This is a genomic window from Achromobacter sp. AONIH1, assembly GCF_002902905.1.
Lineage (GTDB): Bacteria > Pseudomonadota > Gammaproteobacteria > Burkholderiales > Burkholderiaceae_B > Achromobacter.
Window position 1 is genome coordinate 4,662,466 of record NZ_CP026124.1, and the last position, 17,131, is coordinate 4,679,596.

Annotated in this window: 14 protein-coding genes; 3 read left to right on the forward strand and 11 right to left on the reverse strand. The window is 70.0% G+C overall.

Going from position 1 to position 17,131, the window contains the following annotated elements; translation table 11 throughout:
* Positions 1 to 78: 78 nt before the first annotated feature.
* From C2U31_RS21330 to C2U31_RS21360, 7 genes are all read right to left on the reverse strand, one after another.
* Positions 79 to 546 carry a hypothetical protein gene (locus tag C2U31_RS21330; protein WP_103274608.1) on the reverse strand — a complete coding sequence of 156 codons (468 nt, stop codon included), beginning with the start codon at positions 544 to 546 and terminating at the stop codon, positions 79 to 81.
* 296 nt (positions 547 to 842) lie between these two features.
* Positions 843 to 1,184: a monovalent cation/H(+) antiporter subunit G gene (mnhG, locus tag C2U31_RS21335; RefSeq protein WP_103274609.1), complete on the reverse strand. Its 342-nt coding sequence runs from the start codon at positions 1,182 to 1,184 to the stop codon at positions 843 to 845.
* A complete protein-coding gene (locus C2U31_RS21340; protein ID WP_103274610.1) occupies positions 1,181 to 1,462 on the reverse strand; it encodes a K+/H+ antiporter subunit F in 282 nt (93 codons plus the stop codon). Before C2U31_RS21340 ends, mnhG begins: the two co-directional genes overlap by 4 nt.
* Positions 1,459 to 1,941: a Na+/H+ antiporter subunit E gene (locus C2U31_RS21345; protein ID WP_103274611.1), complete on the reverse strand. Its 483-nt coding sequence runs from the start codon at positions 1,939 to 1,941 to the stop codon at positions 1,459 to 1,461. The genes C2U31_RS21340 and C2U31_RS21345 overlap by 4 nt, the downstream gene beginning before the upstream one ends.
* A complete protein-coding gene (locus C2U31_RS21350) occupies positions 1,941 to 3,566 on the reverse strand; it encodes a monovalent cation/H+ antiporter subunit D (protein ID WP_103274612.1) in 1,626 nt (541 codons plus the stop codon). Before C2U31_RS21350 ends, C2U31_RS21345 begins: the two co-directional genes overlap by 1 nt.
* Positions 3,563 to 3,907, reverse strand: coding sequence for a Na+/H+ antiporter subunit C (locus C2U31_RS21355; RefSeq protein ID WP_103274613.1), 345 nt, complete (start codon positions 3,905 to 3,907; stop codon positions 3,563 to 3,565). The genes C2U31_RS21350 and C2U31_RS21355 overlap by 4 nt, the downstream gene beginning before the upstream one ends.
* Entirely contained in the window at positions 3,907 to 6,822 is a 2,916-nt protein-coding gene (locus C2U31_RS21360) for a monovalent cation/H+ antiporter subunit A (protein WP_103274614.1), read from the reverse strand. The genes C2U31_RS21355 and C2U31_RS21360 overlap by 1 nt, the downstream gene beginning before the upstream one ends.
* A gap of 507 nt (positions 6,823 to 7,329) precedes the next feature.
* Between C2U31_RS21360 and C2U31_RS21365 the strand changes: the two genes are divergently transcribed.
* On the forward strand, positions 7,330 to 8,316 hold the full coding sequence (locus C2U31_RS21365; RefSeq protein ID WP_103274615.1) for a tripartite tricarboxylate transporter substrate binding protein: 987 nt from the start codon (positions 7,330 to 7,332) through the stop codon (positions 8,314 to 8,316).
* Between the two features lie 437 nt (positions 8,317 to 8,753).
* The gene (locus C2U31_RS21370; RefSeq protein ID WP_103274616.1) at positions 8,754 to 9,632 is read left to right on the forward strand and encodes a hypothetical protein; all 879 of its coding nucleotides are present in this window, start codon (positions 8,754 to 8,756) and stop codon (positions 9,630 to 9,632) included.
* Positions 9,633 to 9,704: 72 nt separating this feature from the next.
* Here C2U31_RS21370 and C2U31_RS21375 read toward each other — a convergent pair whose 3' ends face one another.
* From C2U31_RS21375 to C2U31_RS21395, 4 genes are all read right to left on the reverse strand, one after another.
* Positions 9,705 to 10,562 (reverse strand): DMT family transporter, encoded by an 858-nt coding sequence (locus C2U31_RS21375; protein ID WP_103274617.1) that lies wholly within the window; start codon positions 10,560 to 10,562, stop codon positions 9,705 to 9,707.
* Positions 10,563 to 11,218: 656 nt separating this feature from the next.
* A complete protein-coding gene (locus tag C2U31_RS21385; protein WP_103274619.1) occupies positions 11,219 to 13,849 on the reverse strand; it encodes an AAA family ATPase in 2,631 nt (876 codons plus the stop codon).
* Entirely contained in the window at positions 13,846 to 14,982 is a 1,137-nt protein-coding gene (locus tag C2U31_RS21390) for a DNA repair exonuclease (protein WP_103274620.1), read from the reverse strand. The genes C2U31_RS21385 and C2U31_RS21390 overlap by 4 nt, the downstream gene beginning before the upstream one ends.
* Positions 14,983 to 15,206: 224 nt before the next feature.
* Positions 15,207 to 16,508, reverse strand: a complete 1,302-nt coding sequence (locus C2U31_RS21395) for a D-amino acid dehydrogenase (RefSeq protein WP_103274621.1) — start codon at positions 16,506 to 16,508, stop codon at positions 15,207 to 15,209.
* 135 nt (positions 16,509 to 16,643) lie between these two features.
* Between C2U31_RS21395 and C2U31_RS21400 the strand changes: the two genes are divergently transcribed.
* Positions 16,644 to 17,111: a winged helix-turn-helix transcriptional regulator gene (locus tag C2U31_RS21400; RefSeq protein ID WP_103274622.1), complete on the forward strand. Its 468-nt coding sequence runs from the start codon at positions 16,644 to 16,646 to the stop codon at positions 17,109 to 17,111.
* Positions 17,112 to 17,131 lie beyond the last annotated feature (20 nt).

Consider the following 17,131-nt stretch of genomic DNA (forward strand, 5'->3'; position numbering starts at 1 on the left):
GGCGGCTGCGCCCCGATGGGCGCGCGCGGACGCGCGCCCTGCCCGTCCGGCCGGCCACGGCCGCCGGCGGGCGCGGCCTTACTGGCGCATCGGCGCGCCGGTGGCCGGGGCCATGCCCGGCGTGGCGGCGGGCGGCGGCGCGCTCTCGGCCGGCGCCTGGATCACGGTCTCGCGCAATACGCCGCCGCCCTGCACGCTGCCGCGCACCTGGGTGGGCGAGGTCATCTGCGTAATGCAGTCCTGGCGGGACGCCTGCGGCAGGCGATTGCAGCGGTCCAGCATGTTCTGCTGAAGCTGGGACGTCGAGCCCTCCTGCAAGCGCTGACGATTGGCTTCCTCGCGGGCGGCGCCAGCCTCGCGCAGGCAGGCGCTGCGGTCCTGGCCCGTCGTGCCCTTCTTGCAGTTCGCCACGTCCTGCTCGTACTGCGCCTGGATGCCGGCGCGCCCGATCGGGTCGGCGGCGTGCGCGGCCGCGGCACCCAGCACCAGTCCGGCGGCGCAGAGCGCGCCCGCGAGGCGTTTCGTGGAAATGGAACGTACATTCATAGCCAGCTCCTGAGAGACGATTGAACACACGAGCGGCTGGTCGGGAATCCGACTGCCGCTCCCATGGAACAACTATCCCACGCCGGCGCTACCGGGGCATGTCCACCGACGTGGAAACGTAAGCTGAAGTTTCATCCATTTTGGGGCCGCGCGGCGCAAAAGGCCGGCCCGGACTTGCGCTCGCGCAAGCCGTCCGCGCACCGCGCGCCCCGCGCGCCAGCATGACGCAGCGCAACAGCCGGGACGCGGTCATGGGCCTGTACATGTTGCGTCCCTTGTTACTTTGTTCCTCGCCCCTAGCGGGCGTCCCTGTCCGCGTCTTCCCGCTTCAGGCTGCCGCGATAGGTCGCGGCGCGCATCAGCAGCATGGCGGTGACCGGCGAGGACACGATCAGCAGCAGCGTGATGATGACCTCATGGAACACCGGCCGCGACGACAGCGCCGAGAACACCAGCATGGAAGACGCCAGCACGCAGCCGCAGCCCAGCGTATTGCCGAGCGTGGGCGCGTGGATGCGGGCATAGAAGGAACGGAAGCGCAGCAGGCCGGCCGAGCCAGTCAGCGCCAGCAGCCCGCCCAGCACCAGCAGGATGCTGGCCGGAATGCCCGCCCACAGCGGAATCTGCGATTCGATCATGGCTCGATCACCTCCCCGCGCAGCAGGAAGCGGGCCATGGCCGTGGAGCCCACGAAGCCGAACAGCGCGATCAGCAGCGCGATGTCGAAATACACCGACGTGCCCGACCGGATGCCGAAGACCAGCATGGTCAGCATGCCGTTGATGTAGAGGGTGTCCAGCGCCAGCACGCGGTCCTGCGCGGTGGGGCCGCGCAGCAGGCGCACGGCGGCCAGCACCATGCCCAGCGCGAAGCACACCAGGGCGAAGGACGCCGCCCAGTAAAGCACGGTGTTCATTCGAAAATCTCCTTGAGCGGACGCTCATAGCGGTCCTGCACCAGCTGCACCCATTCCTCCTCGTTCTGCAGGTCCAGCACGTGCAGCTTCAGGCAATGGTCGTCGGTCAGGTCCACCCAGACCGTGCCGGGCGTGTAGGTGACGATGCAGGCCAGCATCGCCAGGCCATGCGGATCCCGCATGCTCAGCGGGATCATGATGAACCCCGGCGAAAAATCGTTGCGGCGCGGATTCAGGATCAGCCTGGCCACCGCGATGTTGGACTTGATGATGTCGACCGTCACGTTCAGGAACAGCGGCACCGCCTTCCACAGCCGCCGCGGCCGCGCCTTGAGCGGACGCAGCCGGCTGGCGGCCCAGGTGAACCACAGCGCCAGCGCCGCGCCCAGCGCGATCTGGCCGGCCGACAGGCTTTCGTTCAGCACCAGCCACAGCACGAACAGGAACAGCGGCAGGAACAGGAAATACAGGCGCCGCATCACTGGCCTCCTTGCGCCGCGCGCACCGTCTGGGCGGACATCACGGCGTCGATGTACGACTTGGGGTGATCCAGCGAGCGCGCCGCGTCGTCCAGATAGGCCGACACCGGACCGGCGCCCGCCGCCAGACCGACGCACAGCAGGATCAGCACCGCCACCGGGCCGGCCTCGATCACGCGCAGGCGCGGCGTGCTGCGGTCGTCGCTGGCCCAGAACACGCGGATGCCCGCGCGCCCCAGCCCGATCAGGCCCGCCAGGCCGGACAGCAGCACGGCGGCCACCAGCAGCCAGGCGTCCAGCGGCGGCGCGGACTCGGTCGCGGCCGACACCGCCGCCGACAGCAGCGAAAGCTTGGCCACGAAGCCCGACAGCGGCGGCAGCCCGGTCACCAGCAAGGCGCAGCTGATGAAGGCCAGGCCGAGGAAGGCCATGGCCGCCGGAATCGCCACGCCCACCACGTCGTCCGATCGATTAACCGAGGCCGGATCGTCCAGGTCGAAGGCGTCCAGTGTCACGGCCAGCACGTTGGCGCCAAAACTGCGGGTGCGCTCGATGAGCTCGGCCAGCATGAAGAAGGCGCCGGTGGTCAGCACCGAGCTGATCAGGTAGAACAGCGCCGGCCCGGTCAGCGTCACGCCCGGCATGCCCAGCGCCGTCAGCAGCGTGCCGGCGGACACGATCACGCAATAGCCGACCATCTTCTCCAGCTGCTGCGTGGCCAGCAGCCCCAGGCCGCCGAACAGCAGCGTCGCCAGACCGGCGGCGAACATCCAGTCCAGGCTGAAGGCGGCCGGCGCCCCGGTGGGCAGCAGCAGCGAGCCGATGCGCAGCAGCGCGTAGATGCCGACCTTGGTCATGATGGAGAACATGGCGGCGATGGGCGCGCCGGCCGAGCCATAGCCCTTGACCAGCCAGAAGTTCAGCGGCCAAGCGCCCGCCTTGACCAGGAAGGCCACGCCCAGCACCGCCGCGCCCGCCTCGAACAGCATGCGGTCGGCGCCGGCGAGATTGCCGGCGCGCAGCGCCAGGTCGGCCATGTTCAGCGTGCCGGTCACGCCGTAGATCAGCGCGATGCTGATCAGCAGCAGGAAGGACGCCACCAGGTTCACCGCGATGTACTGCATGCCGGCGCTGACGCGCGCCACGCCCGAGCCGTGCAGCAGCAGGCCGTAGGACGCGGCCAGCAGCACCTCGAAGAACACGAACAGGTTGAACAGGTCGCCGGTCAGGAAGGCGCCGTTCAGCCCCATCAGCAGGAACTGGAACAGCGAATGGAAATGGACCCCGGCGCGATCCCAGCGCGCCAGCGCGTAGATCAGCGTGGCCAGGCCCAGCACCGCGGTGAGCGTCAGCATGACGGCGGCCAGTCGGTCCACCACCAGCACGATGCCGAATGGCGCGGCCCAATCGCCGACCAGGTAGACCCCCACCCCGCCCGGCCAGCCCGCCGCGCCGCCGGCGGCGGCCAGCAAGGCAATGGCGGCGGCCAGCTGGGCCACGGTGGACAACAGGGAGATCGCGCCCCGGGCATGGCGGCTGGTGTCGGCCAGCAGCAGCATCAGCGCGCCAGCGACCAGCGGCGTGACGATGGGCAATACGGGTAGATGTTGCAACCAGAAGCTCAAGATCCGGACTCCCGTCCGTCGACGTGGTCGGTGCCGGTCAGGCCCCGCGACGCCAGCAACACCACCAGGAACAGCGCCGTGGTGGCGAAGCCGATCACGATGGCCGTCAGCACCAAGGCCTGCGGCAAGGGATCGGCATACCACGACGGATCATGCGAGGCGGCCGGATCGATCACCGGCGGGCGTCCCGAGGTGAGCCGGCCCATGCCGAAGATGAACAGGTTGACCGCGTAGGAAACCAGCGACAGGCCCATGATGAACTGGAACGTCCGGGGCCGCAGCAGCAGCCAGACGCCCGAGCCCGCCAAGACGCCGATCGCGACGGCGTAAATCAATTCCATCAAGCTTCCCCTGTTTGAGCGGCCGCCGCCTGGCTTTCGACAGCGGCCTTGCGTTGCGCGCGCAGCGATTGGTGCGCCAGCGCCACCAGCACCAGCACGGTGGAGCCCACGACCAGCATGTACACGCCCAGGTCGAACAGCAACACGCTGGACAGGTGCACGTGGCCGACCAGCGGCAGCGCGATGTCCCAGGCCAGCGCGGCCAGGAACGGCTTGTAGAGCAGCCAGGCCGACACCGCCGCCGCGCCGGCGAACAGCAGGCCCAGGCCGATCCAGTTCTGCGGATTCAGCCGGCTGCGCGATTCCACCCAGTACACCCCGCCCACCATGTATTGCAGGATGACCGAGGTGGCGAAGATCAGGCCGCCGACGAAGCCGCCGCCGGGCTGGTTGTGGCCGCGCAGCAGGAAATACACCGAGATCAGGGCGGCGGTGGGCAGCAGCAGCCGTACCAGCACCGCCGGCACCATCATCCTGCCCTCGGGCAGCAGGCGCTTGATGTCGGGCGCCTCCAGCGGCACGCCGCCGTCCTGGTCGAGCTGCTGGCGCGGCAGGTCCGCGCTTTCGGCGGCGGGACGGAAGCGGCGCAGCAGCGCGTAGACGGTCAGCGCCACGATGCCCAGCACCGTGATCTCGCCAAAGGTATCGAAGCCGCGGAAGTCCACCAGGATCACGTTGACCACGTTGGTGCCGCCGCCGTCCGGCAGCGCGCGCTCGACGAAGTACGAGGAGATCGTGTCGCCCTGAGGCCGCGTCAGCACCGCGTAGGCCAGCGCCGACATGCCGCCGCCGGCGGCCACGGCCATCAGCAGGTCGCGCAGGCGGCGGCCGCGCGCCTTGAGGCTGCTCCAGGCGCCCTCGTCATCCTGCTCGATGCGGCGCGGCAGCCAGCGCAGGCCCAGCAGCAACAGAACCAGCGTCACCACCTCGACCGACAGCTGCGTCAGCGCCAGGTCCGGCGCCGAGAACCAGACGAAGGTCAGGCAGGTCACCAGGCCCGCGCCGCCCGCCAGCGCCAGCGAGGCCAGCCGGTGGTACTTGGCCTGATAGGCCGCCGCCACCGCGCAGACGCCGCCCACCAGCCACAGCAGGGCGAAGGCCGGGTCCACCGTGGTCAGATGGCCCGCGCCATCCAGCCAGCCGCCGGCGCGCAGCGGCAGCCACGCCACGAACAGCGTGCCCAGCACGATCAGCAGCATCTGCACCTGCAGGCGCGAGGACGCCAGCCAGCGCAGCAGCCAGGACGCCGCCACGCTGGAGCCGTCCAGCAGCGTCTCGAAGCTGCGCCGGCCGTCGAAGCGGTAGATGAAGGGCACGCGGCCGGGATTGGCCTGCTGGTGCGCGCGCAGCGCCAGGTACAGCACCACGCCCGCCGTCATGGCGACCACGCTCATGACCAGCGGCAGGTTCACGCCGTGCCAGACGGCCAGGCTGTATTCGGGCATGTCCGCGCCCAGGATGCTCTGCGCGGCCGTGGCCAGGAACGGACCCACGGTGTACGCCGGGAACACGCCGACCAGCAGGCACATGAACACCAGCAGCGCGCTGGGAAACAGCATCCAGCGCGGCGGCTCGTGCGGCGCGCGCGGCAGGTCGGTGGCCGGCGGCCCGAAGAACACCTGCAGGATGAAGCGCAGCGAATAGGCCACGCTGAAGGCGCCGGCAACGGTAGCCGCCAGCGGCAGCCCGACGCGAGTGGTCCAGTCGCCGCTGACGAAGGTGGTTTCGGCGAAGAACATCTCTTTCGAGATGAAGCCGTTGAGCAGCGGCACCCCCGCCATGGACGCGGCCGCCACCATGGCCAGCGTGGCCGTGATCGGCATGGCCTTGTACAGGCCGGAGAGCCGGCCCAGGTCGCGCGTGCCGGTCTCGTGGTCGACGATGCCGGCGGCCATGAAGAGCGAGGCCTTGAAGGTCGCGTGGTTGACCATGTGGAAGATGGCGGCCACCAGCGCCAGGCTGCTGTTCAGGCCCAGCAGCAGCGTGATCAGGCCCAGGTGGCTGATGGTGGAATAGGCCAGCACGCCCTTCATGTCCTGCTGGAAGATGGCGGCGTAGGCGCCCAGCACCAGCGTGATCAGCCCCGCCCCGCCGATGATCCAGAACCAGGCGTCGGTGCCGGCCAGCACCGGCCAGAATCTCGCCAGCAGGAACACCCCGGCCTTCACCATGGTGGCCGAGTGCAGGTAGGCCGACACCGGCGTGGGCGCGGCCATGGCGTTGGGCAGCCAGAACTGGAACGGGAACTGCGCGCTCTTGGTCAGCGCGCCCAGCGCCACCAGCGCCAGCACCGCGGGATACCAGGGATCCGCGCGCACGAGGTCGCCGGCGGCCAGCACCCGGTCCATGTCGTAGCTGCCGACGATGTGGCCCAGGATCAGCACGCCGGCCAGCAGGCACAGCCCGCCCGCGCCGGTGACGGTGAGCGCCATGCGCGCGCCGCGCCGCGCGTCCAGGCGATGGTGCCAGTAGGCGATCAGCATGAACGAGGCCAGGCTGGTCATTTCCCAGAACATCACCAGCTGGATCAGATTGCCGGACAGCACCACGCCCAGCATGGCGGCCATGAAGGCCTGGAAGAAGGAAAAGAAGCGTGGCACCGGATCTTCCGGCGACATGTAGTAGCGCGCGTACAGCACCACCAGCGCGCCCATGCCCGAGACGATCAGCGAGAACAGCCAGGCGTAGCCGTCCATGCGCAACGTGAATTGCAGCCCCAGCGCTGGCGCCCAGGGGATGTCGTAGCGGACCACGCCGCCGCCGGCGACCTGGGGATAGAGGCTCGCCACCAGCACCGCGCAGGCGAGCGCGATGAGGCCAGCCAGCCAGGCTTCGGCGTTGCGGGCGTTGGACGGCAGCAGCGCGGCGCACAGGCTGCCGGCGAACGGCAGAGCGAGGATCAGGATCAGCGACATGGCGTTCCGAGAGTGTCCGGGCCCCCTCCCGCCAGCGCCAGGCAGCGAGAGACGAAACAGACCGGGGATTGAAAGACAAAGACGGACGGAACCCTGGCCTGGTGCGTCGCTGCACTACGCGTTGCCCCGCGGGAACTACATCTGCGCCATTGAACGGCGACGGGAGAAACAAACGCAATAGTTTTCTTGCAAGACCGGCCAAGAATCTCATCCGAAAAATATCAGATTCTTGTAAGTTATGCAGAGATTTATGCGCGTAGCGGTCCGATGACGGCACGATCGCTGCGCAATCATTGCGCATTCCGCCCCTGTGAGAACCCTGATCGGCGGAGCCGCGCACCCATCCTCACACCGCGCCAGACAGGGACTCCCCCGGCTTGACCTGCCCCGGCTTCCTCGGTTGAATGGCCCCCGTGACGCGCTCTCAAAAGGAATGCGGCGCGCTACGGAGGCGGCCCGCAGGCGCCGCCCCAGTCCCTCAGAAGATAAAAGATACGGAGAAGACTCTTGACCGCGCTTACCCAAGCCAAGGCCGCCCTGGCCGCCGCCCTCGCGGGCCTCTGCCTCAGCTCGGCCGCCGTGGCCGCCGACGCCTACCCCAGCAAACCCATTCGCCTGATCGTGCCCTTCGCCGCCGGCGGCACCACCGACATCGTCGCTCGTATCGTGTCCGAGGGGCTGACCCGCGAGCTGGGCCAGGCCGTCGTGGTCGAGAACCGGGGCGGCGGCGGCGGCTCCATCGGCGCCGACGCCCTGGTGCGCTCGACGCCCGACGGCTACACCCTGGGCGTGGCCACCGTCAGCACCATGGCCACCAACCCGGCCACCAATCCGCAGAACCCCTACAACCCGATCAAGGACTTCACCCCCATCACCAATCTGGTCAACGTACCCAACGTCCTGACCGTGAACCCCTCGGTGCCGGCCAAGACCCTGGCCGAATTCATCACGCTGCTCAAGAACAACCCGGGCAAGTACAGCTACGCCTCGTCCGGCACCGGCGGCATCAGCCACCTGGACGGCGAGCTGTTCAAGTCGCTGACCAATACCGACATGGTGCACGTGCCATACCGTGGCTCGGGCCCGGCGCTGAACGACGTGATCGCCGGCCAGGTCAACGCGCAATTCGACAACCTGCCCTCTTCCATGCCCCATATCCAGGCCGGCAAGCTGCGCGCCCTGGCGATCGAGGCGCCCAAGCGCCTGCCCTCGCTGCCGGACGTGCCGAACTTCGGGGAAGCCGGCCTGCCGCAGATGGACAACATGGCCTGGTATGGCCTGGTCGCGCCGGCGGGCACCCCGCAGGCCGTGGTCGATCGCATCCACGCCGCCGCCGTCAAGGTGCTGAAGGATCCGAAGATCGCCCAGCGCCTGGCCGATGGCGGCTCGCTGGTGGACGGCAGTACGCCGGCCGAATACGCCGCCCTGATCAAGCGCGAACTGGAACTGCGCCAGCGCATCGCCAAGGACCGCGACATCAAGCTGTCGAACTGAACGCCCCTGCCGGCCGCGCCGCCTCGTCCGATCCCCCGGGCGCGGCGGCGCCGGACCGTTGCGCCCGGACCGCAGCCCCTTGACTGCAATCGCCCCGGTGGTAGCATCTGCCCCCGTGCGATCCGATCTTTCCTCCCCTCCTGACGCCGCCAGCGCCCTTTGCGCCCTGCGCTCGACCCTGTTGAGCTCGCAGGAAGTCGCCGCGCGTTCCGCTTACGCGCGCTCCAAGCCCGGCTAATCCGCCGGCGCCCCTTCCCGTTTTCCGCCCTTTTCCGGCCTGCCGCCGGCTGCTTGCGCACATCCGCGCCCGCCGCCGGCCTCGGCCCGGGACCGCCCGCCCACATCCAGGCCGGCGGTCTCTGCCGCTCGGCCCGCTTCCGTCCGCCCTGAACCGGACGGCGGCCGGCCGGGCGCACACGACCTTTGCGCCTATCGTCATGCAACTCACCAAGAATTTCGTCAAAGCCAAGAATCCCTGCGCGGGCGGCTACAAATGGTTCCTGCGGGATCACAACGGACAGGGCGACTATCAGGCCGTGCTCGACGCCCTGGTCGCCGACGGCCGCGTCGGCGATGCCTGCTGGCTGCTGGACCAGTTCGGCCCGACCGACGCGGTGCTGCGGCTGGACGAGATCGACGCCAGCGCGGTGGTGTTCGCCGGCACGATCGAGGTGCGCATGGGCATCAATGTGGATTCCGTGGTGCGCGCCGGACGCGGCATCATCGCGGGCGGCGGCATCCGCGCCGGCGAATCGGTGATCGCCGGCGAGAACATCCAGTCGGGCGCCCAGATCGCCAGCGCCGGCCTGCTGCGCGCGGGCGGCGACATCAGCGCCGAATGGGGCATCGAGACGGCCGACACACTGGACTGCGCCGGCAACGCGCGCGCCAAATGGGATGTGCGCGCGGGCGGCAAGATAACCGTGGGGGGCCATCTGCACGCGGGCCAGGACGTGGCCTGCGACGACGCCATCGCCTGCGGCCAGGGCCTCAAGGCGGGCGGCTCGGTCATCGCCGCCAAGGCGCTCAGCGCCGGCTGCGGCATCCAGGCCGGCGCGTCCGTCGATTGCGGCGAGCACCTGGCCGCCGGTTGGGGCATGATCGCCGGCGAGGACATCCGCGCCGAGGGCGCCATCCGCGCGGGCGAAGGCATCCAGGCGCAAGGCGCCATCACGGCCGGCCCCGGCCACGGCATCTATGCCGGCCTGAACGTGCGCCTGGACGCCTGGCCGGTCTGCGCCAGGGTCATCGCGAGCGAGCGTCCCAGCCAGCTGGTCAGCGGGCATTGGGAAGCGCGGGAACTGGAACTGGCCTGACCGGGCCGGGCGCCCGCGCGACGGCAAGGCAGCACGGGCGCCAGCCGCCGCGCAAGGCTGGCGCCCTCCCCGCTATCGCGCCGGCCTGAGCACCAGCATCAGCCCCAGCAGGATCGCCGCCATCCCGACCAGGCTCAAGACCGGCAGCCGATTGCCCAGGATCAGGAAATCCAGCAGCGCCGTGCCGACCGGCACCAGATAGAACAGGCTGGTCACGTTGACCAGGTTGCCCGCCTGGATCATGCGGTAGAACAGCAGCGTCGCGCCCACCGAGATCACCAGGCCCATCCACAGCCAGGGCAGCACGAAGCCGATGCTCCAGTCCGCCCACAAGGGCTGGAACGGCGCGAACAGCAGGCACAGGACTAGGCTGACCGCGTATTGCAGCGGCATCACGTCCATGGGCGGCTGGCTGGCGCGCTTCTGCAGGATGGCCCCCGCCGTCATGCTCAGCAGCGCGGCCAGGGCGAAGCCGATGCCCGCCGCCGAATAGCGCGCCAAGGCGATGCTCTGGAACACCACCATGATGAGCCCGGCCAGGGCCAGCAGCAGGCCCGACACACGGCCCGCGTCGAAGCGCCGCTCCATCAGCGCCAGCGTCAGGATGGGCTGCGCGCCCAGCAGGGTCGCCAGCACCCCTGGCGTGACGCCGTGGTCCAGCGCCAGCAGATAGCAAATGGAATAGCAGCCGATGAGCAGGAAGCCCGTCAGCGCCACGCTGACGCGCGTGCCCGGCGCCGGCAGCCAGCGGCGGCGACCGGCGCAGATCGCCAGTAGCACCGCCAGCGCCAGCACGAAGCGCAGCAGCAGGAAGCCAAAGGCGGAGGCATGCGCCAGCCCCCATTTGGCGAAGATCGCGCCGCCGCTCCACAGCAGCACGAACAAGGAAGTGGAGCCATGGGCGGCCCACGCATTCCGGTTGAAAGACATGAGTTTCTACCTGTCGATGAGTGAACAGGCTCGAGCCCGGGCCATCCCGTCGCGGGAAAGCGGCGAGACGGATGCGCGAACCGCCGGACGCGTTCAGGCGTCAAGGCAGGCGGTTGGCGGGCCAGGCAGGAGCGTGATTGGACGAAGCGCGGCGCGTACCGGATCGCCCGAACGGATCGGAACGAGCGGGAAGCGCCTTAGCGGCGGACGACGGCCGACGGCGGGTACGGGCCCGCGACGACGGCAACGACCCCGACGACGGTCGGCGGGGCCGCGGGCGGCGGCGCCGCTGCGACAGGAGGAGAGACCACCGCGCCTCGCGTCATGGCCCGTGCCGGCGCGCGCGTGCCCGCTGCGCGGACGGCGCTGGCGGTGACGGCGATGGACAGGAAGTCGGACATGAGCTTGGGGGTGAACGACCCGGAGATCAGGAAGGATCGCCTCTTGCTCGGACGCGGGCCGGACGTGGCGTCCGACCTGGATACCGCACAGGGTCAAGTACCGTAGTCTACGCGCGCGCAGCGGGCGCGTCCAGCGGCGTCACGCGAATTGAGCGAGCCCGCCATTCGCGGCTCGGAACACCGCTCGAAGTCGTGCGTCCGCATCATTCGTCCGCATCATTCGTCCGCGTAATTCGTCCGCGTCATACGCCCAGCCTACGCGTCGCCGATGCGCCGCTGCGCCACGCCCAGGTCGCGCCAGGCCTCGCCATGGCAGGTGAACATCAGGATCTGGTGGCGTGTCGCGGCATCGAACAGCGCCCGCTTCATGAAGTCGCGGCGGCCCTCGTCGGCGTGAACCAGTGCATCGTCCAGCACCAGCAGCGTCGGACGCCCCGCCTCCTGCAACAGGTCGGCGTAGGCAAAGCGCGCCAGGATGCCCAGCTGCTCGCGGGTGCCGAAACTCAGGCTGTCCAGCGCGTCCTCGCCGCCGGCGCGCTGCAAGGCGGCGGGCAGCAAGGCATCGTCCAGGCGCAGCGCCGCTTCGGGGAACAGCAGCCCAAGGTAATGACGCAGCCGGCGCGCCAGCGGCGCCTGCAGCCGCTGGGTGGCGGCCGCGCGCTTGTCGCTCAGCAGCCGCAACAGCAAGTCCAGCGCCTGCGCGCGCCGATCCAGCTCGTCGCGGCGACGTTGCAGCCGCTCGCAATCGGCCTCGGCCTCGGACAGCCGTTCGCCCAGGCCTTGCGCGCCGGCCTGGTCCAGCTTGCCCTGCAATTGCAGCATCTCGCCGTGCCGGCGCTGCTGCGCCTCGCGCTCCAGCGCGGCCGACTGTTCGAAGCGCAACGCGTCCTGCTCGATCAGCGCCGGGCGCTGGCCGTCCAGCGCCGCCTCGGCCTCGCCCAGCCGACGCGCCAGCAGATCATGATGGCTGCGCGTCTCGGCCAGCCGCCCTGCCCGCTCCTGCCGCTGCGCGACGCGCTCGGGCGACAGCAGCGCGGTCCGGCTGGCCGTGGCCTGCGATTGCAGCATCTGGGCGCGGGTTGCCTCCGCGTCCGCCGCGCGCCGGGCCTCGGCCCAGGCATTGCCCGCGTGTTCGGCGGCAGCCTCCGCCTCGCCCAGGGCCTGCCGCGCCGAGGCGAGGTCCAGGGCCTCGCCGGCGGCGGCCGGCGGCAAGGCATGCAGACGCGCTCGCAGCGCATCGCGCCGCGCCAGCGCCTCGTCGCGCTGGCCGCGCAGCATGTCGATGCCCTTGGGCGCGTGGATCTGCAACGCCCTGCGCATGCCTTCCAGATCGCCCTTGAGCGCGGCATGGCGGGCATGGCGCGCCTCGACCTCATCGACGCTGGCCGCGCCCAGGCGGGCCAGCAGCGCCGCCCCTTCGGCGTCCAGCGCGGCCAGTTCGCGTTGCAGCGCGGGCAGGTCCTTGCCGCCCGGCTCGATGCACAGCCGGCCCACGCCGGGCAGTTCCAGCTCCGCCGCCGCCGTCAACAGCAGTTGCCCGTCGACCTCCAGTTCGCGGCCGTCCAGCAGCGCCCGCGCGCCCGGCTCCAATCGGTACGACAGCCGCGTGGCCACGGCCTGCAGCTGGGCGCGCAGGCTGGCCCGCTGGCTTTCGATCCCGCGCAGTCCCTGCAGATCGGCGTCCGGCACTTCGATGCCAACCACCTCGGCCTTGAGCGCCGATCCCTGGGCAATCAGTTCATCCGCCGCTTTCAGCGCGCCATCCAGGCGCTCCGTGTCGGCGTCCAGCTGGCGCAATTGCTGTTCCAGGTCGCGCCGATCGGCCTGCGCCTGCGCCGCCGTCAAGGCCAGCCGCGCCGCGTCGGCGGCGGCGCGTTGCGCGTCGCGCTGTTGCAGCGCGCGCGCCAGCGGCGCCTCGGACTGGCGCAGGCGCTCGGCGGCCGCCTGCGCCTGCTGTTCCAGCGTCCGCAGTTCGGCTTCATCCTGCTGGTCGCGCCCGACCTGATCCTGCAACAGGCCCAGGTTGCTGGCGGCCTGCGCCAGCTCGCGGCGCAAGCCTTCCAGCGTCTCGCGCTCGCGCGCCAGGGCCGCCAGGCGCGTGCGCGCCTCGGCGGCCCGCGCTTCCAGCGCCTTCCAGGGCTCGGCTTGCTGCGCCTGCCCATGTTCCTGGCGCAAGGCGGCCAGCCGGTCGACGTCCGCGTCCAACTGCGCCTTGGCGCGCAAAGCGTCATCGCGCGCCGACCGCGCGCGCGCCAACGCCTCATCGGCATCCTTGAACACGCCCTTGGGCTTGCCGTTGCGCGCGTCCAGCAGCGCGCCGCGCTCGGCGGACACGCGCTCGAACAGCCTGTCGCCATCGCCGGCCGCCAGTTCGCCGGACAGGCGCGTCAGCGCTTCTCGCAGATGGCCCTGGGCGTGGCCAGCCGGCGCGCTGAGCGACTGGCCCTCGCCCTGCTGGATCCACAGCAGCCCGGGGATGCCCGCCTGCTCGGGCTTGCTCTGTCCACGTCCGGGCAAGTCGAAGCCCAACAGCGCCGCCAGCGCATTCTCGGCCGCCTCGCCGTCCAGGCGTTCGGCGCCGCCATCGATCAGCAGCTCGCAGCGCGCCTTAGTCAGGAACTGCTTTTTCAGCACGTAGTCACGCCCCGCGTGGCTGAACGCCAGCTCCACGCTGGGCCGCGCGCCGGATTCGCCGCGCGGCGCCAGATCGGCGACCGTCTTGGTGCTGTAGCGCTCGAGAAAGGCGGCGCGGATGGCCGCCGCCACGGTGCTCTTGCCGGCCTCGTTGGGGCCGACAAACAGGTTCAGCCCGGGCTGCAGGCCGTCCAGCGCCAGGGGCTGGCGGAACTTGCGGAATTCTTCCAGGACGATGCGCGACAGCTTCATTGCGCGCCTCCTTCGGCCGCTGCCTCGCGCTGCATCCGCAGCAGCAGCCGCAGCGCCTCGGAGGCAACGGCGGCTTGCGCCTCGTCGCCCGGCGCGGCCTGCATCGCCTGCAACTGCGCCGCGACCTCGGCCACGTAGCCGCTGGCGCCCAGCTGCGCGAAATCGGCCTCGTCCGGCTCCAGCAGCAGGCCCGAGAAATCACAGAGCAGCGCGCGCGCCTGCGCGGCCGCCTCGCCCGCAGCGCGTTGCAGCAGCTCCCAGCCGGGCATGCCGACATGGCCGGCCAGCTCCAGCTTCAGCACGTCCTCGCCGCGCAGCGCGGCCAGACGGTCGGCCAGCGCCTGGGCATCGGTCGGCAGGCTCAGCGTCTCGCGCCAGGCGGACCAGCGGTAGCGGCCCAGGGCCACGCGCTCGACCTCCGGCGCCGCGCCCGGGCCAGCGATGCGCACGTCCAGCACATAGCCCGGCTCATTGCCCCGGAAGCGATCCTGCTCGGGCGTGCCCGCATACCAGCAACGCTCGTCCACCCGCAGGCAGCCGTGCCAGTCGCCCAGCGCCAGATAGTCCAGCCGCGCGCGCGCAGCGCGGTCCGCCGCGATAGGGTTGGTGGCGTCGATGGTGTCCGGCAAGCGGCCCGTGACGCTGCCGTGCGCCAGTCCGACGCGCACGCGGCCGGCCTCGCTTTCCATCAGGTCGAACGCCTGGGTCACGTCATCGTAGGTGTGGCGCTGGGTGAGCGGAGCGGCCAGCACCGCCAGGTTGGCGCCGGGCAGGTCCACCACGCCGGCGCGCAGCGGCACATGCACATTGGCGGGCACGCAGCCCAGCTGGATGGCGCGGGTCCAGACGCTGTCGGCCAGCGCGGCGTCGTGGTTGCCGGCGATCATCACCCAGGGGCCGGCGTAGGCGCCCAGCGCGCCGAACAGGCGACGGATGCCACGGTCGGAGATGCCTTGCGTGTCGAACACGTCACCGGCCACCAGCACCGCGTCCACGCCGCGCTGGGCCGCCAGTTCGGCGATCCGGGCCACGGCGTCGTAGCGGGCCTCGGCCAGCATGGCGGCGTCATCGGAATCGAATTGGCCGTACTGGCGGCCGATCTGCCAGTCGGCGGTATGCAGGATATGCGTCATGCGGCGATTGTGTCACAAGCACGCGGGCGCGGACGGCCCTCGACAGGGACCCTGCCGTCACCCACAGCAGCCGCGCATCGCCCCGCCTGGTTGACCGCCATGCCAGCCGGCAAGGCGTCATTGGCGACGCTGGATAAACGACGGCCCGGCCGGTATCGTGCGCCGGGCGGGCCGTATAAAGGCGCCGGCTTCTGGCCGGCGCTGGAGACAAACGTCAGTCGGGCTCAGGCGCCCTTGCCGCCCAGCACCAGCGGCTGGCTGCGCGCGGCGCCCCGGTCGTAGCGCGACAGGCCCAGGTCGTCGGCGCGGATGGCCGGACGCTGGCCCATGACCTGATCCGCCACCAGCTTGCCCGAACCGCAGGCCATGGTCCAGCCCAGCGTGCCGTGGCCGGTGTTCAGGAACAGGTTGTCGTAGCGGGTGGCGCCCACCACCGGCGTGCCATCCGGCGTCATCGGCCGCAGGCCGGTCCAGAATTCGGCGCGCGGCAGGTCGCCGCTGCCGGGGAAGAGATCATCCACCACCATCTCCAGCGTCTTGCGGCGGGCGTCCTTCAGGCGCAGGTCGAAACCCGCCACCTCGGCCATGCCGCCGACGCGGATGCGCTGGTCAAAGCGCGTCACGGCGATCTTGTAGGTTTCGTCCAGGATGGTCGACACCGGCGCGGCGGACTCGTCGACCATGGGCACGGTCAGCGAATAGCCCTTGAGCGGATAGACCGGCAAGTCCAGGCCCAGCGGCTCCAGGAAGCCGCGCGTGTAGCTGCCGAAGGCGGCCACGTAGCGGTCGGCGGTCAGCACCTCGTCGCCGACGCGCACGCCGGTGATCTGGCCACCCGCGGTGTTCAGGCCGGCCACGTTCTGGCCATAGCGAAACTCCACGCCCAGCTCGGCGGCCATGGCCGCCAGGCGGGTGGTGAACAGATGGCAGTCGCCGGTCTCGTCGTTGGGCAGGCGCAGACCACCGCTCAGCTTGTGGCTGGAGCGTTCGAGGGCCGGCTCGGCGGTGGCCAGACGGTTGCGGTCCAGCAGCTCGTAGGGCACGCCGACCTCTTCCAGCACGGCGATGTCGCGGCGGGCCGCCTCCAGCTGCGCCTCGGTGCGGAACAGCTGCAGCGTGCCGCGCGTGCGCTCTTCATAATGGATGCCGGTGGCCGCGCGCAGTTCGCGCAGGCAATCGCGGCTGTACTCGGACAGGCGCAGCATGCGTTCCTTGTTGACCGCGTAGCGCTCGGCCGAACAGTTGGCCAGCATGGCCGCCATCCATTTCAGCTGGAACAGGCTGCCGTCCAGGCGGATCGCCAGCGGCGCATGCTTCTGGAACAGCCACTTGATGGCCTTCATCGGAATGCCGGGCGCGGCCCACGGCGTGGAATAACCGGGCGAGACCTGGCCGGCGTTGGCGTAGCTGGTCTCCTTGGCGGCCGCGGGCTGGCGGTCCAGCACCGTCACTTTGGCGCCCTGGCGGGCCAGGTAATAGGCGGTCGTCGTGCCGATGACACCGCTGCCGAGGACGATCACATGCATGATTCTTTCCGATGGTTGGTTTTATGCAGGAATTTCTGTAGTCTATGACCCTTATCACAGTGAATATCACTGAAGATTTTGCTTTGGCAGTGCTTTTTCCCGACCAACCCTGCTTTTTGACCCCGCGAAAGTGAAATGCGCGAACTGGACCGCCTAGACCTGAAAATCCTGGATATCCTGCAGCGCGAGGGCCGCATTCCGGTCACGGAATTGGCCGAGCGCGTGAACCTGTCCGCCACCCCCTGCTCCGACCGCATCAAGCGCATGGAGCGCGAGGGCGTGATCACCGGTTACCACGCGCGCGTCAATCCGGCGGCGCTGGGCAAGAACCTGCTGGTGTTCCTGGAAATCAAGCTGTCCGCCAAGTCCGGCGACGTGTTCGACAAGGTCAAGCAGGAACTGCTGTACGTACCCGAAGTCATGGAATGCCACCTGGTGTCCGGTGAGTTCGACTACCTGGTCAAGGCGCGCCTGAGCGAAATGAACGAATACCGCCGCCTGCTCGGCGAGATCCTCAAGCGCCTGCCCGCTTCCGCCGAATCGCACAGCTACATCGTGATGGAAGAGATCAAGGAATCGCTGTATCTGCCCGTCGATAGATAGACACGCGCGATTTGTAACAG

Bases quoted from the DNA above. Each gene is read 5' to 3' on its own strand.
- C2U31_RS21330 (WP_103274608.1), bottom strand. From the start codon at position 546: ATGAATGTACGTTCCATTTCCACGAAACGCCTCGCGGGCGCGCTCTGC.
- mnhG (WP_103274609.1), bottom strand. From the start codon at position 1,184: ATGATCGAATCGCAGATTCCGCTGTGGGCGGGCATTCCGGCCAGCATC.
- C2U31_RS21340 (WP_103274610.1), bottom strand. From the start codon at position 1,462: ATGAACACCGTGCTTTACTGGGCGGCGTCCTTCGCCCTGGTGTGCTTC.
- C2U31_RS21345 (WP_103274611.1), bottom strand. From the start codon at position 1,941: ATGCGGCGCCTGTATTTCCTGTTCCTGCCGCTGTTCCTGTTCGTGCTG.
- C2U31_RS21355 (WP_103274613.1), bottom strand. From the start codon at position 3,907: ATGGAATTGATTTACGCCGTCGCGATCGGCGTCTTGGCGGGCTCGGGC.
- C2U31_RS21360 (WP_103274614.1), bottom strand. From the start codon at position 6,822: ATGTCGCTGATCCTGATCCTCGCTCTGCCGTTCGCCGGCAGCCTGTGC.
- C2U31_RS21370 (WP_103274616.1), top strand. From the start codon at position 8,754: ATGCAACTCACCAAGAATTTCGTCAAAGCCAAGAATCCCTGCGCGGGC.
- C2U31_RS21375 (WP_103274617.1), bottom strand. From the start codon at position 10,562: ATGTCTTTCAACCGGAATGCGTGGGCCGCCCATGGCTCCACTTCCTTG.
- C2U31_RS21385 (WP_103274619.1), bottom strand. From the start codon at position 13,849: ATGAAGCTGTCGCGCATCGTCCTGGAAGAATTCCGCAAGTTCCGCCAG.
- C2U31_RS21390 (WP_103274620.1), bottom strand. From the start codon at position 14,982: ATGACGCATATCCTGCATACCGCCGACTGGCAGATCGGCCGCCAGTAC.
- C2U31_RS21395 (WP_103274621.1), bottom strand. From the start codon at position 16,508: ATGCATGTGATCGTCCTCGGCAGCGGTGTCATCGGCACGACGACCGCC.
- C2U31_RS21400 (WP_103274622.1), top strand. From the start codon at position 16,644: ATGCGCGAACTGGACCGCCTAGACCTGAAAATCCTGGATATCCTGCAG.